The sequence below is a fragment of the Clostridium sp. JN-9 genome (assembly GCF_004103695.1).
GTDB lineage: Bacteria > Bacillota > Clostridia > Clostridiales > Clostridiaceae > JN-9.
The window spans coordinates 2,435,496-2,456,262 of sequence record NZ_CP035280.1; the positions used below are offsets into that span (position 1 = coordinate 2,435,496).

Here is a 20,767-nt window from a genome sequence, read left to right on the forward strand (position 1 = left end):
ATAACTTTGCCTGCCTGTTCAGCGTTCATATTCTCTTATTTTTTCTCTATCTATTTTTTAAGACTGCATTCTGTATGGAATGTTCTTTTGATAAATTCTAGTTAATATCATTAATCTATAATGCTATTATACAATTTTCTTAGCTCTGTATCAATATTATTTTTTATTTATTTTATGCCATTTTCAAAAATATATTAGTACAGTTCATTTATCTGTTATATTATTATTTTCACCTGTATGGCTGAACATTTAAAATCTTATCCAAAGTTACGATTTCATAGCCCATTGCTTTTAATTTTTTAATAATAATAGGAAGAGCTGCTACTGTAGCAGATTTATCTTCATTTGTATGCATTAAGATAATTTCACCTGGGCGCACATTATCTATAACATTGTTAACAATATTGTCAGGTTCCTTTTGTGACCAGTCCAATGTGTCTGTTGACCAAAGCACAGAGGCCTTATATCCAAGTTCTGTTTCTATTTTTATTAAATTATCATCTATCTCCCCATAAGGCGGCCTTATTATATCAGGTTTTTCACCTATAACAGAATAAATTGCATCCTCTGTTTTTACAATTTCATCTTTTATAACCTGATCCTTAGCTTTTGTCAGCTCAATATGACTATAGCTGTGATTTAAAATAAGATTGCCATCATTATATGCTTTTTTAACTATGCTGCTATTTTTTATAACAGTGCTGCCAATTACAAAAAAACTGGCTTTAACATTATTCTCCTTCAATATTTTCAATATGTCTGGAGTTATTACTGGATCTATTCCGTCATCAAAAGTAAGTGCTACCTGCTTTTTCATGGTGTTTCCATTAATAAATACCTTGCCAGGATATTTAACAGCCATGGCTTTGTTACTTTCTCTGGATTCATTCATCAAAGTAAGATTTTTTCCAGTAATATTATCTGATTTACCCTTAATAGAATAAATAGTACTACTAGAATTACTACTAGACTTAGTGTACTTTACACTGACCTTGCTGCTGACTTTTGCTTTAGAATCTTCATTTTTTATATGTGTTACATTTTTATTAAGATTTATATATAATAAAAATGTACACAATAAAGCAAATAATGCTACTATAATCTTTTTCATATTTACACCTTTTTCATAATAATTATTTGATTATGACTAAATTATAGCCTAAAATATACATCAATAAATTAATTTATAATTACATTTTAATAAAATTTTAAAGGAGACAAGCCCTTATGGAATCAAAAACAAGTAAAATTAAGAAAATTAAAAGATTTATGCCACTATTATTAATCCTTGTAATAATACTATTATCCATTTTTACAATAATAAGCATAAAACAGAAAAACGCCGTAACCAGCAGTATAGTTCAGGAGAAGCTGGTTAAAATCAAAGAGCTGGCAACTACAAAATATTCATATACCAAGGTTTTGGAGCTTAAGAATAATAAAGCAATAGGCGGAATTGATATGCCCTTTACAGAAAAATATTTTCTTCTTCAATATGACGGATACATAAAAGCCGGAGTTGATCTTACAAAGGCAAAAATTGATATAAAAAATAAGGATACCATAAACATAACACTGGAAAAGTCTAAAATACTTGATCATGTAATAGATGAAAGCTCAATACATTTATATGATGAAAAATCCAGCGTATTCAACAAGCTTCAGCTTCAGGACATAATTACTGAAATTTCAAAACAAAAATCTGCAGTGGAACAGGATGCTATAAAAAAAGGATTGTTAACTGAAAGTGACAGAAGTGTAAAAACTCTTTTAACTGAATTCCTGCAGTCACTGGGATTTAAAAATGTAAACATTTTACTTAAAGACTAAAGCCAAAGAACAAAGATTAAAGATTAAAGATTGTGGATTTTCTGCCCTAGCAGAAAATCTTTAATTGTTCTTTAATCTTTCCTGCTTTAGTATAAGTATATGGCTCTTTTATTCAATAGTGTTGATACGTTAGCAAATTCCCGTTAGGGACAAGTCAATTAAAACTGACTTCAGCATTTCTCATATTTATATATGTATTTTGGATATTAATTTTACTTATTTTTTCTATTAATTTATTTATTTCAAATGAGATATTATTAAAATTGAAACTCTTTAAGAATTTGAATAAACTCAAATAATTATTTAAATATTTCGTTGCTACACCTCTAAAACGGTACATCCATACCATACAGTCACATCTGTATTTTACTGCTTCAGAGCTATTATCAAGAGATTTATTGATTTCCCTTATTTTCTTTCTTTTAAAGAACATGGCAAAAAAGCTTTTCGGCCTTGAGACTACCTGCTTATTTTTATTTAATATTTTTCCAATATAATTTTCCATATCCATTGCATTCATACGCCCTGTGCCCACTGCTCTGGAATAAATATTTTTATGTGAATCCAGTGCTGTAATAACGCAGACTTTATTATTGCTGATATTAATGTAACTTACGCTTTGATCATGAACTCTCTTTTCATTATGTTCAATGCTTTTCTGTCCCTTCCGGGAGAATTTTAAGAAGAAATTTTCAATATAGATTTCAAAGTAAATCAGCTATTTAAGCTTCTCAAAAAACTGTAGAAGCATCAGTATTTCTGCTCGCTTAAATAGCGATTTACTAAATGAAATTATAAAGTTCGAACTTTCCCTGCATTTTATTTTGTTTAACCATTTTTAAAGCAGAGAGCAGCTTGTGCCTCCAGTAAAATAGTGTTACATAAGAAACGCCAATTTCCCTTGCTGCCGCCTTAAGGGACAAGCCTTCAAGGGTACACCTAATGAATGATTCCCATTTATCAGGGAAATGAGTCCTTGCAATTGGTGTGTTTGTAAAGTCATTAAAGGTTTTTTTGCAGCTTTTGCATATATATCTTTGTTTACCATTGTATTTTCCGTATAGCACTGTATGGGCGCAATTACAATACGGGCATTTTCTTTCGGAATCATGTCTTAACGAAGTAAAATAAGATAACATATTTATATCAGCACATTTTTTCTTCTCCATGGTAATCCAATCCCTTCGGTAATAAGTACTTAACTTAATTATTGCCAGCATGGGTTTGTCCTATTCACATCAACACTATTATTTAAAAGAGCCATAAGTGCTTATATAAATTCATTAGTGCGACAACCCCAACAATATTTGTTCTTTGTTATTTAATCTTTTTTCTTTGTTAAAAGGTGTTATAATAAAAGTATAAAATACATAATTTAGAAAATACACTATTAATATATTTGTAATTGAGGATGGAGGGTTATATATGACTCAGAGTTTAAATTATGCACATAGAGGTTTTAGCGGAGTATATCCTGAAAATACCATGCTTGCTTTTAAAAAAGCTGTTGAAGCAGGCTGTGACGGCATTGAAACTGATGTCCAGCTTACACGGGACGGGGTGGCAGTGCTGTGCCATGATGAAACATTAGACAGAACCACTACAGGCAAAGGACTTCTCTCAAAATATACCTATGCAGAATTATGCAAACTGGATGCTGGAATTAAATTTGGGAAAAAGTTTAAGGGTGAAAAAATACCTACACTAGATGAACTGCTTTTACTTTGTAAAAATAACAACATACTTATAAATATAGAATTAAAAAATGGTATTGTAATGTATGATAACCTGGAAAAAATAGTTATAGATAAGGTAATTGAACATGGGATGCTGGACAAATGTATACTTTCATCTTTCAATCATTATTCCATGGTTGCCTGCAAGGAAATCAATGCCAATATAAAAACAGGACTGCTTTATACTGCGGGTTTATATAATCCCTCAATGTATGGAAAGTACACAGGAGCAGATGCCCTGCATCCTTACTTCTACAGCGTTTTACATAAAGAAGTTGTGGATGATATTAAGTCTGCAGGTTTAAAAATCAATACATATACCGTTGATGAGGAGGTGCACATGAAGGCTTTGATCAATCTTGGCATTGATGGAATAATAACAAATTATCCAAATAAGCTGGCTTCTATTTTAAAAAATAAATAAAGGACGGTGTAATATGAAATTTAGTTATAAGAAAGTTTTCCTTTTAGGCTTTGGATTTTTTGCTGTAAGTATTACCTGGTCTGTTTATAATTCTTTTATGCCGAGATAATACTGTTTATAAATATCAACGAAAAAAGAGATTCAATATATGTAAACGATTCAAATGAAACTTCACCAGTGAGCTTTAAGGATATTATTTATATTCTGTGGATTCTTCTGGGCATTAATAAACATTAATTCCTATCCTTTTGTGGTACAGATGGCAGATAAATCCACCATTGGAGCATACACAGGATTTTATTATACAGCTTCCTCCATTGCAGCAATACTTTCACCAGTACTTTTGGGAGCAATAATAAATATTTTCTCCTATAGATATATGTTCTTTTATGCAGTGGTATTTATGATACTTTCCCTTATGCTGCTATTAAAAGTAAATAATTCCGGAAACTAAATAAAAGAACAAAAAAGGATTTTAAATTAAAGTTTTGCCCCCGGGCAAAACTTTCCTTCTTTGTTCTTTGTTCTTTAATCTTTAATCTTTATATAAACACATTCATGTGTTTATATGTAGAGTTTTCCTTCAATTCTTCTGTCATATGGTGACCAGGTTCCCGGTTCTACACCCTGTCTTATCTGTCCTATCTTATTAAATACAGAATCCGCATAGTCTGCAAAGTGCACAATATAAGATTCTTCCATATTAGGCTGTTTTGGAGATCCAAATTCAAGTTTACCATGATGCTGTATTATGCATCCCTTCACTCTTTCCATAAAGTCCTCAGTGTAAAAACCTGGCTTTGCTTTAAAGGCCTCCTCCAGCATGGAGTTGCCTATAACAATATGCCCTTCCATTTCACCTCTTAAAGTATAGGAAAAAGGTCCGTCCACATAAAGCTCTTCTGTCTTTCCAATATCATGAAGCTTTGCACATAAAACTGCTATTTCCTTATTTCTGCAGTTATATCTATATGCAAGTATTCTTGAAAGGTACATTACATTTAAAGTATGCTCTGCCAGACCTCCTCTGTAATTATGGTGCTGGCTTACTCCTCCAATGCCTTTTTTAAATTTCTCTACAAAAGATTCATTTTTAAAAAAGTAATTGTTTAATTCAATACACTGCGGGGATTTAAATTCTTCTGAACTTATTTTTTCTATTTCATCCATTATAACATTAATGGAATCCCCAATAGAAGGAAGAAAATCATCCAGGTTTCTTTCCTTTAATATTTTAAATTCATTTATTTCAAGAAGGTTTGACATAGCTGCTTCAGCCCTTATAACGTCTCCAACCTTAAGTACATCATCAGCATCGCTAATGGAAGCTTTAATGTCTCCTGTTTTGTTCCCTATGTATGCAATGGTTCTGTTTCCTTCTCTGGCCAGCTTCTTCATTATCATAAAATCAGTTTTTAAAATATCTCCATATTTAACTGTCTTTAAATTTATAATTTCCATTTATTCACCTCATTTGTATTTTCCATTAAAAATATTACATTGTATAGTGTTCTCATTTTTAATGATTATTACCCCAAAAATCATTTAAACAATTTGTCAATGCTTTAATATTTCCAACTGTATAATTTGGAAACCATTCCATGGGAAGCAGTTTTTTATATGTATTTGTATTATATCTTTCATCAATTAATAAAATAATACCTTTATCCTCTTCTGTTCTTATGACTCTTCCTCCTGCCTGAAGCACCTTATTCATTCCAGGATATATATATGAGTATTCATATCCCATATTATTTTTGTCCCGAAAATAGTTTTTAATAATATCCCTTTCTGTGCAAATCTGAGGAAGACCAACTCCAATAATAATTGCACCAATTAATTTATCAAATTTCAAATCAATTCCCTCTGAAAAAATACCACCAAGCACTGCAAAGGCAATGAGAGTTTCCTCAGGCTCTTCTTTAAATTCTTGAAGGAATTTTTCTCTGTCTTCTTCTCCCATATCAGGCTCCTGCAGCAATATCTTTGAATCAGAATATTTATTGGAATAGGTCTCACAGGTATCCTTCATATATTTATAGGAAGGGAAAAACACCAGATAATTTCCCTTTTTTAAAGATGTACACTTATGAATTATCTGCACAATTTCATCAATGCTTTTATCCCTGTTTCTAAACTTTGTGGATATATTTGTGCACATAAGCACCTGCCTGTTTTCAATGCTGAAGGGAGAATGCAGCCTTAATATGTAATCTCCTTCTTCTCCTCCAAGAATGTACCTGAAATAATCTATAGGTGTAAGTGTGGCAGAAAAAAATATAGCGCTTTTAACCCTTTTCAAAGTTTCCTTTAAGAGATATGATGGATCAACACAGAAAAACTTTACTCTTAAATTCCCATCATTCTCCTGAATAATAGTAACATATCTTTCGTCATAAAGCTCGCTGGTTCTTATAAAGGCACTGCACTGAAAATACAAATCCAAAAGCTCCTGAAAATCCTCACTTTTATCCTTGTTTTCTGCAATAAACTGTTCAATTATTTCATTAAGCCTTCTTAGCTGAAAAACCAGCTTATCCATGCTTTCATGAATAACCACAGTTTTATCATTTCTTATTACAATGTTTCCCTGCAGTTCCGCGGCAGTTTCATCAATATTCCCGCCTTGATGCAGTTCTTTTTTAAGATTAAGCATGTATAAATTTATTTTATTCAATTCTCTGCTTACCTTTTTTGACTTATCCTTTATAATCTTTTTAACATTTAAAAAACTTTTTTTATCAATTTCAGCAGAAAACATTTCTCTTGCTCTGTCTACTAAATTATGAGCCTCATCAATAAGCAGGGTAAAATCATTGCTGGTACCCTCGAAAAATCTCTTTAAATATACCCTAGGATCAAAAACATAATTGTAGTCACATATAACGCAGTCTGCCCATATAGCTAAATCCAGGGAAAATTCAAAGGGACATATATGATACCTTTCAGCATAGCCTTCAATTATTTTTCTATGGAGAATATCCTCATTATTTAAAATATCCAAAATTGCTTCATTAACTCTGTCATAATGTCCTCTGGCATATTCACATTCATTTGGATTGCAGCCTTTGTCAGGGTTAAAGCATATCTTATCCTTGGCAGTTAAGGTAATACTTTTAAATCGCAGATTGCACTGCTTCATTTTAATCAGTGCATCCTCGGCAGCTTTTCTTGTAATTGTCTTAGCAGTTAAATAAAATATTTTAGAGGTAAAGCCCTCTCTCATGGCCTTTATACTTGGGAATAAGGTGGAAATGGTTTTACCTATGCCAGTAGGCGCCTGAATAAAAATTTTCTTTCCCTCTTTAATGGTGCCATAAGCTGCCACTGCCATCTGTCTTTGTCCTTTTCTATATGTTTTAAAGGGAAATTCAATTTCTTTAATGGAGTTATCTCTAACTTCAATCCAGTTACTGGTAAACCTTGCCCAGATTAGATATTTATCAAGAAGGTCATAAAAAAACTGTTCCAGCTCTTTAAGGCTGAACTGTTTGTTAAAATACTTGATTTCCTCAGTATTAATCTGAAAATAAGTAAGCTGTACATTTATTTCCTCAAGATTATTCTGAAATGCATATATATAAGCATAGCACTGAGCCTGGGCCCAGTGCAGCAAATTATAATCCTGTTCTATTTCCTGCAGGGGCTTTGCAGTGCTTTTAATTTCATCTATGGTAACAAAATCATTTTTTATGATTATGCCGTCTGCTCTTCCCTCCACATTAAAGGTAAATTCCTTATACTCAGTTATAAGTTTTAAAGGCACCTCGGCACTGTAGGATATTTTTTCTTCTGCTGCATTAATTAAATCAGCTTCCTTTGAATACAGCTTTTTATATGACTTCTGAATTTTTTGATGTATTCTTGTACCCTCAGCTGCCCTGCTGCTGCCGGTAAATCTGTTATCTAAATCTCCTGCTCTTAGTACAAATTCTACTAAATTTCTTATGGATATTTTAATTTGCTTTTTATCCTGCATATTACCAACAACCTTACATATGATTATTCAGCCATGTTCCAATATCAGTCATAACTTCATCTTTATTTATTTCATTTAGAATTTCATGTCTTCCATCTTTATATAGTTTATACTTTACATCTTTTATATTCAAGCTTTTATACATGTTATCAGAGATTTCGCATCTAAATTCCAGTAAAAGATTTACTTTTACTGGAATTGTATTTTATTGTACTTTCTTACATGGCTGGTAAATCAACAGACCGATATGTCGAAAAAATAGTTATAATTACCCTTACCCTAAGAAATTTTAATAATCGATTTCCAATTTTATTTTTATATTAAGTCTTTTTAAATATTGGATTATTCCAGTTGTCATCTATAGTAAATCTTTCATCTTTTATATCTTCAATAATATCTATTTGAAGCATCCGTTTCTTTCTAAAACCTCTGATACATCTAAAAAAATATAACTGCATCAGATTAAACGCTATAATTATAAACATCAGTACTGTCTCTACGCCCGTAGGGCTATGAAGAAAGCAATGATCTAAATGCCATTCTGTTTTAAGCTGATGAAAGGCATTATTTTCTATATCCCACCTCTTGTGCATTATCTTCCACAAGGTTTCTACTGAGGCAAATTTGTCTGTTGTTATAATCCAGCCTTCTTTAATTTCTACCTTATCTCCAGTATGAATTTCTTCTATAAACCTTATAAATCTAACTTTGATAGTCGGATCTGATATTTCAAAATTATCTTCATCCCAAGCTTTAATTTTGGTATAGTCTTTACTTCCCTGCTTTACAATCCATTTCTTATCAGCCTCACGGCGCTTAAATAGAGCTAATGCATCCTTTACAATGAGAAGACGCTCATCTTTAACTCTTACTACTGCATTCATTCCTATTGAAAGGACTTCTTTTATCCAAGTAGATTTACAATATAAAGCATCAGCTACTATAATATCGGCAAAATGGTGATATTTACGATATAATTTTTTTATTAATCTTATACCTCCGGTGATTTCACCTTCATCTTTATTCGAACTATCTTTCTTAGGTTCAAGCATTTCTTGTCCTAAAATAACATGGGGATCCGAACCTACGGTAATACAAACTACAGATCTGTGGAAATGACGAGTAGTGCCATCCTTATTCTTTCGTGAAAGACATTTGTCACAAAATTTTTTAGCACTTTCAAATAATTCTACACCATCTACAGCAACTACCTTTAAGCCATCTATGGTACCATTTCTAAATATCTTATTTTTTATCGTAGTTCTAATTATACTATCATGAATATTTTTCAAACCATTCAAATCAAAATCACTTAAGCAGCGCCTAACGGCATCAATGTGAATCATTTTAGTGTTTTTAGGTAATACTTTTTTAAATTTACCTTTTTTAAGCCAATGCTCTAACCTGTTGAAACTTCTTATTTGAAGCATAAATCCAAACAAAACTACAAAGGTGATTGTTGAAATTTTTACTAGAGATTTTATCTTTTTATCCTCTAAGGTATTGATTTTTTCACCTATATCGTATACTTTATTAATATAGGTGAGCATTTGTTTTAAATAACTTTTATTCATCTTAAGGCATCCTTTCTATTGTGTTGTGCAAAACTATTATAAAAAGGATGCTTTTATTATGCAAATTTTTTTTATAATTTCCAGTAGAAATCGGATTTTACAATGTTTTTATTAAATACTAGCAAATCAATATAAATCAGCGGGCTGCGCCCTAAAACTTTTTTAGGTGCTAAACTTCTGACATGTTATAAAGCTTAATAACACCCTTTCCCTTATTTCCTACAGGGTCCATGGTCCCAGCCATGATGTATATTGGAAGCTCCTTTGGAATAGCATTAATATTTTTAGGCCTATACATATCCTTAAGTGCCCTTAATAAATCATAATAAAAGGATGTGGTAAAAACTGTTCCGCAGTAAGGGTCCTTAATATATTTATCAACTTCAGCCTCATCTCTGTTAAGCCAGTCAAAGTCAGTCCTGCATGGTTTAAATGCCTTATTATAGCTTCCAAAGGACATATTATTTAGTAGTTCGCTTTTTTCTTTTCTGCCATGTTTCTTTATTTCAATACTTGCTACAAATATTCCTAAATCTATAATTGGTCCCTGTTTACCATTTGTACCTGATAAAATAACACCTTTAAGATCCTTACCGTAAAGCTGTATATATCTTTGGCTTAAAAATGATCCCATGCTGTGCCCAAATAAAAAGACAGGCATATTTTTATATTCATCTCTTATTATGCAGTTTAATTCATGCATATCCTTTACCATCCAGTTAAATCCATCCTCATCTGCAATATATCCAAGCTTTTCAACGCTGCCAGCGGTTTTACCATGGCCTCTGTGGTCATTAGCAAACACAACATAGCCATTTTTCGTAAGAAATTCTGCAAATCTTTCATATCTTGCTGCAGTTTCTGCCATACCATGAGCAATCTGAATTACCCCTTTAATGTCCCCTTCAGGCATCCACTTATACACAAATATATTCACTCCATCTGAATCCTTAAAATAAAATGTTTTATTACCCATAATATACCTCCTCGTATATAGATTTATATTCTTTATAAAGCTCATATATCCTTCAATATTTAAAATGAAAATAAAAAAGTTAAATTTTTTCCAGTAAAGCTATGATATTTTCATAAAAATCTTCGATAATTTAAATGAAAAAACTAAGGAGGCTTTCAGCATGAAAAAATCAAAATCACTGGTTTTTGCATTTTTAATTGCTTCAGCTCTAGTGGGAAATACGGCATTAATGCCAAATCCTGTACAGGCTGCTGGAACACCTAACCTTCCTGATCTTTCAAGTAGTGCTTATAATAGTAATAATATTTTTACTGAAAGCGGTTATAAGGGTCAGTGCACATGGTTTGCATATGGAAGGGCAAAAGAAAAACTGGGCATAAGTCTGCCTAGCGAATTTTATGGTAATGCCATAGATTGGTGGTATGCCAATTTAAGGGATCATGTTTATAATTATGGTACGGAACCTAAGCCAAATTCCATTGTGGTATGGTATGGCGGTCCGAGAGGTTATGGACATGTTGCTTATGTTGAGGATGTAATTGGAGACACTGTTTTTTTCAATGAAGGTAATTTTCAGGTAAGAGGAAATTATGAAGGTCATTTGAAGGCATTATCCAAGGAACAGATTAAAAACAGAGGAAATATATTTTTAAAGGGATATATTTATATAGGAGAAGGAAAATCATCAGGCCATACTGATAATTCTAATACTTCTCAGGGTTCTAATTCAAAAACATCAAAGGTTTCTTTAAGCAATGCAGGTTCCTCATTAAATGTGAGATCATCCAGCAATACCAATAGTTCTGTTGTTGGATCACTAAGGAATGGTGATTCAGTAAAAATAATTGAGCAGCAGGGCAGCTGGTATAAAATTTCCTATGGCAGCGGCTATGGATATGTATATTCAAAGTACATAAAGGATGCAGGAAATGACATTTCAAATGGGCAAAGCAATACCACCCCTGTTGTTTCTAATAAATATGGTACTGTAAATTTAAAAAGCCAGTCATCATGTTTAAATATCAGAAGCAGTGCTTCATTAAATTCTTCAGTAATTGGTACCCTGCAGCATGGTTCCAAGGTAGCCATTATTGAAAGCACTGGTGAATGGCTTAAGATAAGCTCAGGCTCTAAAACAGGATACGTATATAAAGACTATGTTAAGGAAGATAATTCGGGCAATGAAAACAACCCTGTAAAAAATCCGAATTATGCTACAGTGTCATTAAAGGATTCATCATCTTTTCTAAACCTTAGGACAAGTCCTTGGTATGGAAGAATATTAAGTACATTAAGTAATGGTACAAAGCTGCAGCTCCTTGGTACCGACGGACTTTGGTACAAGGTTCAGTATAACAACAGCATAGGTTATGTTCACAGTGATTATATAAAAAAATAATATTTATAAAAATGGCTTACACTTTCGTAAGCCATTTTTATCTATTAGTTAAATAAAATGCTGCTTCTTACCTCTTACCTCTTACCTCTTACTTATTGTCACATTACCTGATGTAGTATTTACATTAACAGAATTTTTGCCGTTTCCCACAACTCCATTTAATTCATTTCTCTTTTCGCTGTTATCAACAGTTATAGGAAATTTGCAGCTTACCCTGCCTGAGGTTGCCTTTGACTGAAGCTTGAACTGTGCATAGTCAGGAAGCCTTAATTCTATATTTCCTGAGGTAGCTTTTAAATCCACATTATTGTCAAAGTAACTGTAATCTATAAATATTTTTCCCGATGTGGTTCCTCCATTTAAATTTCCTTTAAATGATGTTAAGTTAATGGTTCCAGATGTAATATCCACATCTGAAGATTTTGTTATAATATTTTCTCCATTTATAGTACCTGAGCTGCATTTTGCAGTTAAATTTTCGCAGGTGAGATCCTTTAAGGTCACATTTCCTGAAGTAAGATTAAAGGACACATCCTTTAAATTCATTTTATTTATAACATTGATCTTTCCTGAGGAGGTGTTTACCTTTAAATTGTTATTATAGCTTTCAGGCACAAAAATATCTAATTTTAAACTGGATCCAAATACACTAAAGGAGCCAATCCTCTGCTTATCAGTGGAAATTTCCATAGTGCTTCCGCTAGAATTAAGGTACAGCTTTGTTTCAAAGGTTGCTGTGATGTTTCCATACAAATGAGCCTTCACATCATTTCTTTTTTCAGGAATAATGTTAATATCAGCATTGGAAGCCTCTACTGTGATTTCATTTATTCCCTGAATTGCTGCTGTCTTTTCATCATTTACAGAGTATTCCTTTGAGTCCTTTGAAGTTATCAGGCTGCCAGAATTAAATCCACCATAATTTCTCTTATATCCGCCTGTTATACTAAATATTAAAAAGCCAATTCCAAAGCAGACCAAAACCACAACTGTAAGCCACAGTACAACCTTTTTCATGTTTTTGTTTTCAAACATATTCTTCACCTCTATTTTTTTATAATATTAATATTCCAGTTTAAATATTTTACTGTAACCTTGTAAAAATACTTCGCCACATAGCATACTCCTATAAACATCAATGCACCTAATGCTGTTAAGCCAATGCCAAAGAAGAAAAGTGCAAAGCCGTTAATCCCATTAAAATGAACATACATTGGCAGAAATGGAGCAGCGGATATACCTATTATTGAAGCTATACCTGATATAAAAATTCCAATGGAAGCTGCAAAAAGTCCAATTATTATACCCACTACAGCTAAAAAAGGACCAAGAACTATTACTAAATTGAAAAAGCCAAGAGCAATTGCCGCCAGTACAGCTGAAAATAAATTTTTTGTGCTTGGGTTTTCTTCTGCTCTTTCTACAGCCATGGATGCTCTGTAGGATTTTGCAATAGCTTTGGGATCTCCAAGTTCTCTGCATATTTCCTCTTCAGTTTTACCATTATCCATTCCAATTTGAAAATGTTCATTGTAATCATATAAAATATCATTTATTTCATCCTGAGGCATATTGCCAAGAGAAGATTTTAAAATTTCCATAAATGTGTGTTTATTCATGGTAAAATTCCTTTCTTAATAAATTTATTATTAATCAATAACTACTCTGTTTACAATTTTGCTAACACCACCTGAAAAATTTTTCCATTCCTTTATTAAGTCTATGCTTCTCTGCCTTCCTAATTCAGTAATTTTATAATATTTTCTGGGAGGACCTTCCTGTGATTCCTGCAGATAAGTTACCACATTGCCTTCACTTTTAAGCCTCCGCAGCAGCGGGTATATAGTGCCCTCAGAAATATCTATGTCCTTTGAAATTTCTTCTACTAATTCATAACCATAGCAGTCTCTTTGATAGAGTTCAGCTAAAACGCAAAGTTCAAGAACTCCTTTTTTAAATTGAACATTCATATGCACTATTCCTTCCTAAGTTTTACATTTATTGTTTAATTATATTATAGTACATGGTATTGTATATTGCAAGGTACTATATAATTTCATTTAGTAAATCACTATTTAAGTGAGCAAAAATACTGATGCTTCTACAGTTTTTTGAGAAGCTTAAATAGATGATTTACTTGAAATCTATTTATATAATATTTCTTAGATAAATATGTTTATATACATAACATAAGGCTCTGTTAAACAATAATGTTGATAATTACATTTATATACTATCAACACTATAATATAACAGAGCCATATTAAAGATTGCATCATGATAAAATCTTAATTAAAACCGGCAGTAAAACTATGGCAAGTATTAATCCTACTAATACAAGAATGCCTCCCAGACTTCCAAAGTTCATTGTCCAGCCTACTCCAAATCTTTTTTCAACAAATATGGATGGGTCCTCATGATTAAAATAAATGCACCCAAGCTTCCAGTACTCATCATCATTCTTTGAGCTACTGTTAACCTTTTTCTCATGAAGCCTGCTGAGATTAATCCTGCTTCCGCCCTGTCCAAGCTTTACAGACAGATAAACTGATCCAGCCAGCATTACTCCTGTAATTACAAGTATTATGGGCAGCATTAGTTTTGAGTCTATTTTTAAAATACCAAGTACAATCATATTCATAAAGGTAAACATAATGGTCAAAAGTATTGTGCTTAAAATCATATATACTGACCAGGCATATCTGAATATCCTGTTTTTTTCCTTTGATTCTTCAGGATTTGAGGTATCAATCTGCTGTTTTGCCCATCCAATAGTTTTATAGGATATATACATTATAATTACTAGAAAAAGCTGAACTACAGGAAGCTGCATTATGGTTCCATAGGACTTTCTCTGCCATCCGTTAACTTCTCCAGCTGCATTCCAGTGTGTTGCAATTCTATCAGGAAGAGTATTGTAAACTGCAAATCCCATTGTTACATTTAATGCTATTAAAGCTAAGGGAATCAAAAACCACCACTTAGATGCCAGCATTTTTCTGCTTTTATTTTTGCTGAATTCAGTGTCCACAACCACTATCTGCTTTTTGCCTTCATCCCAGTGATTGCTGTGCTTTATTTTTATAACTTCCCTGTGGTAATAATAATATATTAATGTGTTAACTAAAGTATAAAGCAATATGCCTGCTATAAAAATGGCAACAGCCTGCTGAGATTTAAAAAATAAAATCACATTAAAAATTAAAATATAGGGAATGCAGACTTTTAGGTTAGCAGAAATAAATCCTGGATAAACCTTTTTTAATTTATCACTGTCTAATTTTTCCTCAGGTATTCTTACCCCGAAGTAAATTTCCTTTCTTGTAATTTTAGGAGTTATTAACTGTAAAACTAATAATAGTATTAATATTGGTACATTCATAAGTATTAAAAATATATTATCACTCATTTATTTATTCCCCTCATATTCAATAAATATGTCATGACAGATTTTTTTAAATTCCTCTCTTTTAACGCCCTTTGTATATGCCTCAGCTATTATTGCACTAAGCTCTTCCTTAAGCTCTGACATATAATCCTCACCAGGCTCTCCTATAGACCTGTTCACCATGGCACCTTTTCTTCTGTCAATTGAAACATATCCATCCTGCTTTAGTAAATTATATGCTTTATTAACTGTATGCATGTTTATTCCTATATCCTCTGCCAGCTGCCTCACAGAGGGAAGGCTCTCCCCCTGCTTCAGCTGCCCTCTGGCAATACCCTGAATAAGCTGCCTTTTTAATTGTATATATAATGGTGTGTCACTTTCAAAATCTATTTTTATCAGCATTTTTACCTCCATTTACAGCCAGACAATACGTAAAATTAAAGTTATTAATATAGAAAGTAATAAATATCTTCACCGTAGCCGTCACAAAATATCCAATCCTCAAGGATTTATGGGACTGCTTAAGGTGATTAGATATTTACTTTCTATTTAGCCAAATTTGGAGACTTAAAGTACAATCCGTCTACCATGTTTTTTCCGTTATTATCAGAGAAGGTTATAGTTATAAGCACATCTCCTGTTTCCTTTGTATATTTTGCCTTATAAACTACTACAGTATATTCCTTGTTGTCCTTCTTAGTTTTAGATGCACCGGAAAAGGCTTTGCTCTTATAATCGCCTATTTTAGTATTTAAATTGCCTGTCAGTGAATTAAAGGACTGCTCCGTTATGGCATTTTTCATGGTGTCACTGAAGTCCCTGGAAAATTTGTTATAATTCTTATCCTTTATGCCCTCCAGTACATTATCTGTGATTTCAGATCCATAACTCACGTCTGCCTCTGTAAGCTTTTGTCCGCAGCCTGTTAAAAGTACCCCTGCCATTATTGTTATTAATGCAAATATAAATATTCTGCCTAAATAATTCTTTTTCATAAATTCCCCTCCATTTTTATTTTATATAATGCATTCATTATCAATTTTATTTTTCAGTTTAATAATTATAAATAAAGCCGCCAAGGTTAAAATAAATATATAGCCTTCAATTTGCCATGTAGATAAACCTGCCATTTTAAAAATTCCTAAAGGGCTGTCTATTAATGAATGAAATAAGATAGCATAAAATAAATATATTTTTCTTCTATATTTAACTGCATAAAGTACCAGTAATGTCATTGCTATATGGCATATAATTGCCATGACTCTCTCCAAAGTACCTGCCAGATATAAATTAGGTGCTGCAGTAATTAGTCCTCTGTTCAAAAGCAGGGTTAAATATCCAAGCCCTACAAAAATTAAAGCCTCTATGCCCCCATGTCCAAGGCCAAACACAATGCCGTTTTTCCACTGCAGCTTATCCTTTAGAAAAAACTTAAATCCTATATATCTCCCAATCTCCTCAAACAAACCCGCAGTAACACCAAGTATTATAGAATATGCCGCCATGTTTGTAGTGCTAAATAAGGTAAACCAGGTTGTGGTATTTAAATACCTTAAAATCTGCAGTCTAAGCAAAGGCTGAGATATTACAAACACGGCTGCTCCAACAAAGAAGGCCTTCCAGCTGGCTTTGTACCTCTTGATCATAAATATTGCCAGAGCAGCTGGAACAAACATTGAAAATATCATTCCCAAAATTACATAAAAAACAGATAAATCAGAAACCACAAAATCCCCCCCATTTTTTATTTAAATACAAAATAAATAAGTTATACTTGTTATACACATAATATAACAAATATAACTTAAATGCAATATAAATAAAGAGATGCAAAAGCACCTGCTACTCAAAATATGGTCAAATATATCCATACTGAGAAGATTCCTGTTTCATTGTACCCTACCTTGCCTAAGCTACTACAGTTTGTATAGCACTCCACAGGCGTAAATTCCCGAAATAGCCTTCGGTACACATATAAGCGCTTGTTTAATTAAGCTATCTTATATTCCTTAGCATTAGCTAAATTGATTGAAGCATTCAAATCTTCTATTGTTATAAAGCTTGGTTTTTGCTTTATTAACTCACTTACTGTTTTATTAATATAATCAGTTCTAATATTTGTAAGTCTTTGATGAAGTTTTTGTACCTTGACTATTTGTTTTTGGATATTTTGACGAGCAGCTTCTCCTTTCTCTTTTTTATTTCTTAATTTCAAACTTTCATATTTCCTTGAGAGTTTTCTTTGCTCATGTTTTAGTTTCTTTTCTGCTTTTTTAACTGTTTTAGTTTTATTAATATTCTTTTTAGTTATTCCATTAGAAAAAATTGCAAGATTTTTGAGTCCAAGGTCTACACCTATTCCTTCTGAATGGGGTTTATTGTTTACTTGAGTATCTTCTTCAACTAATATAGAAACATAATATCTATCAGCTTTTTGACTTACTGTTCCACTTGTTACTCTGCCATTAGCTGGTATGTAACCGTATTCCTTGAGTCTAACCCAACCTAAAGTTGGCATCTTAATTCTATGCCTTTCAATAGTCCAATCAGTTTTATTGTTCCTGGGGAAGTAGGCTTTAACGTCTTGATTTTTCTTCTTTTTAAATTTAGGGAAACCACTTTTACCTTTGAAGAACTTCTTAAAAGCTTTTTCTCCATTCATAATAGCCTGTTTAACTGATTTTGAAGATACTTCTTTTATCCAAAGTTTATCTTGATTATTAGGTATATACTCATTATTAAGCCATTTAGAAAAATCCATGCCGCTTACAAACCTTTTTTCTTTTTCATAAACTTCTTTATTATGTGAAATGTAAAAGTTATATATGAACCTGCTTACACCAATTGTTCGATGAATTTTTATTATCTGTTCTTTGGTTGGTTTAATCTCTGTTTTGTATGCTTTTTTCAACTTCTTCATCTTCCTTTATCTCTTTTTTATACTTTCTTAAACAATAAATCCTGCAGCTAAAAACATGAAGTATTGAGATTACAGATGTCATTCACTCATCAATAAGTTTATCCCATCTTTGCGATTATAATTCAATCCACTCCCATAATCTTCAATCACTTCATCTACAGTAATTCCTTTTGCATTAGCATATTGTTTAAGAAATATAACTTGATTTTTTAAATCATTTTTTTGATTAGAAGTTGAAACTCTTGTATATATAACTACCTTTTTTCCAGAAGATTTTATACCCGTAAACTCTTTATACTATTCATAGGTATAAAACCGCCCATTTGTTGGTGTTCCAAATGCTTTTAATTTTCCTGCGTTATCTCATCGTTGCAGCGTTAAAACTGATACATTTAATAATTCAGCAAATTTTTTAGGCTTGTAGTTCTTACTCAAATATAATCACTCCCTTTTTGGCGATTATATTATATCATGTCAGAATATACTTGTATATAAATTTATAAACTATTTTATTGCTCCTTTTATTTATGTTCTGAAAATAACATCTTCTCTGCTGAACATATATCTTGCAAATAAGATTGAAGCTAACACATAAACTGCTATCCAGCCAAATGTTATAAACATATGCTGAACATTGTATATTCCTGATACAAGTTCTTTAATAAGACATGATGCATTGGCCAGAGGAATGTGAAAATACATTGGGTCTATGGATTTTGCATCCAGCATATAGGTTCCGTAAGCTGGTATAAATGCAACAATCATCAGTGGTGATAAATAAGTCTGAGCTTCCTTAAAGGAGCGGGCATATATGCTTATGGCAAGCTCCAGTGCCCCAAACACCATTGTTATAAGCACGGAAACCAGTGCTATTAATAATACTGCTTTTAAAGGAAACTGCACAGAAACTCCTGAAAATATGCCATTCTTCTGGGACATAGCAATAAACAAGCCTGTCAATGAGGCTGCTGTTGTTATAGCACCCATTATAGTAATTGCAAGGAATTTACCCCATAAAAGAGAAAGCCTTCCTGCCTGAGTTGTTAAAAGAGGCTCCAGAGTTCCTCTTTCCTTTTCCCCAGCACCTAAGTCAGTGGCTGGAGCTATTGGTCCTGATACACTGTATATTATGAGCAGCAGAGGAAGCATTAATGAAATCACCATTTTGCCCTGGCTGTCCTTTTCCTTTGCTGAGGTCTTTGACTGTATTGTCACAGGTGTTAATATATTTGTGTTTATATTTCTTTTATCAAGTCTTGTCTTTACAACAACCTTTGAATATTGATCTATATATGAATTTATTATATTCATTGCCTCTGAAGACTGCTGGCTTACATTATCATATGTTATATTGACGTTTATGTCCTTTTCCTGTTGAATATCTTTGTCAAAATCCTTTGGGATTTCCATTCCAACATATATCTTTCCATTTTTAACATCCTCATCAATGTTTGATGAATCCACAACCTTTATATTCTTCTGGGATTTAATAAACTTGGAAAGTGAGCTGTTGCCGTCATCCTTTACGGCTATCTTAAGGTTATTTTCAACACTTTTTGTGGTGTTATCCATGCTTCTCCCCATAACACCAAATATAACAGGGAAAATTATAATAGGAATTAAAATACCAATAATCAATGTTTTTTTATCCCTGAAAATATCCAGTAATTCCTTTTTTAAAACAATGAGGGTTACATTATTTTTCATTTTTATCACCTACCAGTCTCATAAATATATCTTCCATATTGTCACTGTTATATTTTGATTTGAAATCATCCACAGTGCCAGTCTCAAGTATTGTTCCCTTGTGGATTATTACAATTCTATCACACAGTTTTTCAACTTCACTCATGCTGTGGCTTGAAAAAATTATGGCTTTTTTATCCTGTCTGCACTTAAGAATAAAGTCCTGTACTATTCTGGATGCTGTAACATCCAGTCCTGCAGTTGGCTCATCAAACAGCATTACACCAGGCTCATGTACAATGGATCTGGCTATAGCAACTTTCTGCTTCATACCCCTTGAAAACTTGCCTACTCTTCTGTTTAAGTATTCATTCATTTCAAGCATATTAGAAAGATATTCAATGCTCTTTTCTGTTTCTTCTTTGCTCATGCCATTTAATTCAGCAAAATATTTTATATTTTCCTTAGCTGTGAGCCTGTCATACAATCCCACTTCTCCACCAAATAAAATGCCTATGTTTCCCCTTACCTTTGATGGCTCCTGAATTATATCAAAGCCATTAATAATAGCTGTGCCTCCTGTGGGCTTCAGCATGGTGGCAAGTAATCTTAAAGTAGTGGTTTTGCCTGCACCGTTCTCCCCAAGAAGTCCCACAATTTCTCCTTCATTAACAGTAAAGCTAATGCTATCCACTGCATTTACTTTTTTAAACTTCTTGGAAAGATTTTTTACTTCTATCATTTAAGTCACCTCCATAAAATAAATGTAAAAGAGTATATAATTATACCACATATGTAACAATATGTATACACAAAAAAGCTTAGTCAGAATTAACCAACTAAGCTTTTTAA

At 32.4% G+C, this 20,767-nt stretch carries 20 protein-coding genes and 3 pseudogenes; 4 read left to right on the top strand and 19 right to left on the bottom strand.

All coding sequences use genetic code 11. The annotated features are described in order from the left end of the window. Window positions 1–229: 229 nt before the first annotated feature. Window positions 230–1,111 (bottom strand): polysaccharide deacetylase family protein, encoded by an 882-nt coding sequence (locus tag EQM05_RS11740; RefSeq protein ID WP_128750211.1) that lies wholly within the window; start codon window positions 1,109–1,111, stop codon window positions 230–232. 116 nt (window positions 1,112–1,227) lie between these two features. Between EQM05_RS11740 and EQM05_RS11745 the strand changes: the two genes are divergently transcribed. After that, the gene (locus tag EQM05_RS11745; RefSeq protein ID WP_128750212.1) at window positions 1,228–1,830 is read left to right on the top strand and encodes a DUF4230 domain-containing protein; all 603 of its coding nucleotides are present in this window, start codon (window positions 1,228–1,230) and stop codon (window positions 1,828–1,830) included. A gap of 154 nt (window positions 1,831–1,984) precedes the next feature. Here EQM05_RS11745 and EQM05_RS11750 read toward each other — a convergent pair whose 3' ends face one another. Further along, window positions 1,985–2,350 carry a hypothetical protein gene (locus EQM05_RS11750; RefSeq protein WP_128750213.1) on the bottom strand — a complete coding sequence of 122 codons (366 nt, stop codon included), beginning with the start codon at window positions 2,348–2,350 and terminating at the stop codon, window positions 1,985–1,987. Window positions 2,351–2,612: 262 nt separating this feature from the next. Then, window positions 2,613–2,999: an IS1 family transposase gene (locus EQM05_RS11755; RefSeq protein ID WP_128750214.1), complete on the bottom strand. Its 387-nt coding sequence runs from the start codon at window positions 2,997–2,999 to the stop codon at window positions 2,613–2,615. 256 nt (window positions 3,000–3,255) lie between these two features. Between EQM05_RS11755 and EQM05_RS11760 the strand changes: the two genes are divergently transcribed. Next, window positions 3,256–3,990: a glycerophosphodiester phosphodiesterase gene (locus EQM05_RS11760; RefSeq protein ID WP_128750215.1), complete on the top strand. Its 735-nt coding sequence runs from the start codon at window positions 3,256–3,258 to the stop codon at window positions 3,988–3,990. Window positions 3,991–4,189: 199 nt separating this feature from the next. Then, window positions 4,190–4,444 (top strand): MFS transporter, encoded by a 255-nt coding sequence (locus tag EQM05_RS11765; protein WP_279222138.1) that lies wholly within the window; start codon window positions 4,190–4,192, stop codon window positions 4,442–4,444. A gap of 110 nt (window positions 4,445–4,554) precedes the next feature. On the opposite strand, the gene EQM05_RS11770 is transcribed toward EQM05_RS11765, so the two are convergent. The 5 genes and pseudogenes from EQM05_RS11770 to EQM05_RS11785 form a co-directional block, all read right to left on the bottom strand. Then, on the bottom strand, window positions 4,555–5,451 hold the full coding sequence (locus EQM05_RS11770; RefSeq protein ID WP_128750217.1) for an HD domain-containing protein: 897 nt from the start codon (window positions 5,449–5,451) through the stop codon (window positions 4,555–4,557). A 58-nt stretch (window positions 5,452–5,509) separates the two neighbouring features. Beyond that, on the bottom strand, window positions 5,510–7,969 hold the full coding sequence (locus EQM05_RS11775) for an ATP-dependent DNA helicase (protein WP_128750218.1): 2,460 nt from the start codon (window positions 7,967–7,969) through the stop codon (window positions 5,510–5,512). A gap of 13 nt (window positions 7,970–7,982) precedes the next feature. Next, window positions 7,983–8,117, bottom strand: a pseudogene (locus tag EQM05_RS16245) (alpha/beta hydrolase); the annotation flags it as partial. A gap of 172 nt (window positions 8,118–8,289) precedes the next feature. Beyond that, window positions 8,290–9,543, bottom strand: a complete 1,254-nt coding sequence (locus tag EQM05_RS16250) for a transposase (RefSeq protein WP_128749244.1) — start codon at window positions 9,541–9,543, stop codon at window positions 8,290–8,292. Window positions 9,544–9,712: 169 nt separating this feature from the next. Next, on the bottom strand, window positions 9,713–10,519 hold the full coding sequence (locus EQM05_RS11785) for an alpha/beta fold hydrolase (RefSeq protein ID WP_128750219.1): 807 nt from the start codon (window positions 10,517–10,519) through the stop codon (window positions 9,713–9,715). Window positions 10,520–10,679: 160 nt separating this feature from the next. Between EQM05_RS11785 and EQM05_RS11790 the strand changes: the two genes are divergently transcribed. Further along, a complete protein-coding gene (locus EQM05_RS11790; protein WP_128750220.1) occupies window positions 10,680–11,918 on the top strand; it encodes an SH3 domain-containing protein in 1,239 nt (412 codons plus the stop codon). Window positions 11,919–11,999: 81 nt separating this feature from the next. Here EQM05_RS11790 and EQM05_RS11795 read toward each other — a convergent pair whose 3' ends face one another. From EQM05_RS11795 to EQM05_RS11845, 11 genes and pseudogenes are all read right to left on the bottom strand, one after another. Further along, entirely contained in the window at window positions 12,000–12,953 is a 954-nt protein-coding gene (locus EQM05_RS11795) for a DUF4097 family beta strand repeat-containing protein (RefSeq protein WP_128750221.1), read from the bottom strand. Window positions 12,954–12,964: 11 nt separating this feature from the next. Beyond that, window positions 12,965–13,537 carry a DUF1700 domain-containing protein gene (locus EQM05_RS11800; protein ID WP_128750222.1) on the bottom strand — a complete coding sequence of 191 codons (573 nt, stop codon included), beginning with the start codon at window positions 13,535–13,537 and terminating at the stop codon, window positions 12,965–12,967. Window positions 13,538–13,567: 30 nt separating this feature from the next. After that, window positions 13,568–13,888: a PadR family transcriptional regulator gene (locus tag EQM05_RS11805; protein ID WP_128750223.1), complete on the bottom strand. Its 321-nt coding sequence runs from the start codon at window positions 13,886–13,888 to the stop codon at window positions 13,568–13,570. A gap of 305 nt (window positions 13,889–14,193) precedes the next feature. Beyond that, window positions 14,194–15,327, bottom strand: coding sequence for a DUF1648 domain-containing protein (locus EQM05_RS11810; RefSeq protein ID WP_128750224.1), 1,134 nt, complete (start codon window positions 15,325–15,327; stop codon window positions 14,194–14,196). Beyond that, complete coding sequence (locus EQM05_RS11815) at window positions 15,328–15,711, bottom strand: GntR family transcriptional regulator (RefSeq protein WP_128750225.1); 384 nt, start codon at window positions 15,709–15,711, stop codon at window positions 15,328–15,330. It lies immediately after the preceding gene. Between the two features lie 143 nt (window positions 15,712–15,854). Further along, window positions 15,855–16,304, bottom strand: coding sequence for a DUF3887 domain-containing protein (locus EQM05_RS11820; RefSeq protein ID WP_128750226.1), 450 nt, complete (start codon window positions 16,302–16,304; stop codon window positions 15,855–15,857). 21 nt (window positions 16,305–16,325) lie between these two features. Continuing rightward, window positions 16,326–17,036 carry a YhfC family glutamic-type intramembrane protease gene (locus EQM05_RS11825; protein WP_128750227.1) on the bottom strand — a complete coding sequence of 237 codons (711 nt, stop codon included), beginning with the start codon at window positions 17,034–17,036 and terminating at the stop codon, window positions 16,326–16,328. Window positions 17,037–17,344: 308 nt separating this feature from the next. Next, window positions 17,345–18,229: pseudogene (locus EQM05_RS11830) on the bottom strand (transposase); the annotation flags it as partial. Continuing rightward, window positions 18,192–18,664: pseudogene (locus EQM05_RS11835) on the bottom strand (recombinase family protein). The pseudogenes EQM05_RS11835 and EQM05_RS11830, both read right to left, overlap by 38 nt. Window positions 18,665–18,754: 90 nt before the next feature. Further along, window positions 18,755–19,936 (bottom strand): ABC transporter permease, encoded by a 1,182-nt coding sequence (locus EQM05_RS11840; RefSeq protein WP_128750228.1) that lies wholly within the window; start codon window positions 19,934–19,936, stop codon window positions 18,755–18,757. Continuing rightward, window positions 19,926–20,657: an ATP-binding cassette domain-containing protein gene (locus tag EQM05_RS11845; RefSeq protein ID WP_128750229.1), complete on the bottom strand. Its 732-nt coding sequence runs from the start codon at window positions 20,655–20,657 to the stop codon at window positions 19,926–19,928. The genes EQM05_RS11840 and EQM05_RS11845 overlap by 11 nt, the downstream gene beginning before the upstream one ends. Window positions 20,658–20,767: the final 110 nt, after the last annotated feature.

Excerpts from the sequence above, each read along its gene's own strand:
- EQM05_RS11740 (WP_128750211.1), bottom strand. The coding sequence starts at position 1,111 with ATGAAAAAGATTATAGTAGCATTATTTGCTTTATTGTGTACATTTTTA.
- EQM05_RS11745 (WP_128750212.1), top strand. The coding sequence starts at position 1,228 with ATGGAATCAAAAACAAGTAAAATTAAGAAAATTAAAAGATTTATGCCA.
- EQM05_RS11750 (WP_128750213.1), bottom strand. The coding sequence starts at position 2,350 with ATGAATGCAATGGATATGGAAAATTATATTGGAAAAATATTAAATAAA.
- EQM05_RS11755 (WP_128750214.1), bottom strand. The coding sequence starts at position 2,999 with ATGGAGAAGAAAAAATGTGCTGATATAAATATGTTATCTTATTTTACT.
- EQM05_RS11760 (WP_128750215.1), top strand. The coding sequence starts at position 3,256 with ATGACTCAGAGTTTAAATTATGCACATAGAGGTTTTAGCGGAGTATAT.
- EQM05_RS11770 (WP_128750217.1), bottom strand. The coding sequence starts at position 5,451 with ATGGAAATTATAAATTTAAAGACAGTTAAATATGGAGATATTTTAAAA.
- EQM05_RS11775 (WP_128750218.1), bottom strand. The coding sequence starts at position 7,969 with ATGCAGGATAAAAAGCAAATTAAAATATCCATAAGAAATTTAGTAGAA.
- EQM05_RS16250 (WP_128749244.1), bottom strand. The coding sequence starts at position 9,543 with ATGAATAAAAGTTATTTAAAACAAATGCTCACCTATATTAATAAAGTA.
- EQM05_RS11785 (WP_128750219.1), bottom strand. The coding sequence starts at position 10,519 with ATGGGTAATAAAACATTTTATTTTAAGGATTCAGATGGAGTGAATATA.
- EQM05_RS11790 (WP_128750220.1), top strand. The coding sequence starts at position 10,680 with ATGAAAAAATCAAAATCACTGGTTTTTGCATTTTTAATTGCTTCAGCT.
- EQM05_RS11795 (WP_128750221.1), bottom strand. The coding sequence starts at position 12,953 with ATGTTTGAAAACAAAAACATGAAAAAGGTTGTACTGTGGCTTACAGTT.
- EQM05_RS11800 (WP_128750222.1), bottom strand. The coding sequence starts at position 13,537 with ATGAATAAACACACATTTATGGAAATTTTAAAATCTTCTCTTGGCAAT.
- EQM05_RS11805 (WP_128750223.1), bottom strand. The coding sequence starts at position 13,888 with ATGAATGTTCAATTTAAAAAAGGAGTTCTTGAACTTTGCGTTTTAGCT.
- EQM05_RS11810 (WP_128750224.1), bottom strand. The coding sequence starts at position 15,327 with ATGAGTGATAATATATTTTTAATACTTATGAATGTACCAATATTAATA.
- EQM05_RS11815 (WP_128750225.1), bottom strand. The coding sequence starts at position 15,711 with ATGCTGATAAAAATAGATTTTGAAAGTGACACACCATTATATATACAA.
- EQM05_RS11820 (WP_128750226.1), bottom strand. The coding sequence starts at position 16,304 with ATGAAAAAGAATTATTTAGGCAGAATATTTATATTTGCATTAATAACA.
- EQM05_RS11840 (WP_128750228.1), bottom strand. The coding sequence starts at position 19,936 with ATGAAAAATAATGTAACCCTCATTGTTTTAAAAAAGGAATTACTGGAT.
- EQM05_RS11845 (WP_128750229.1), bottom strand. The coding sequence starts at position 20,657 with ATGATAGAAGTAAAAAATCTTTCCAAGAAGTTTAAAAAAGTAAATGCA.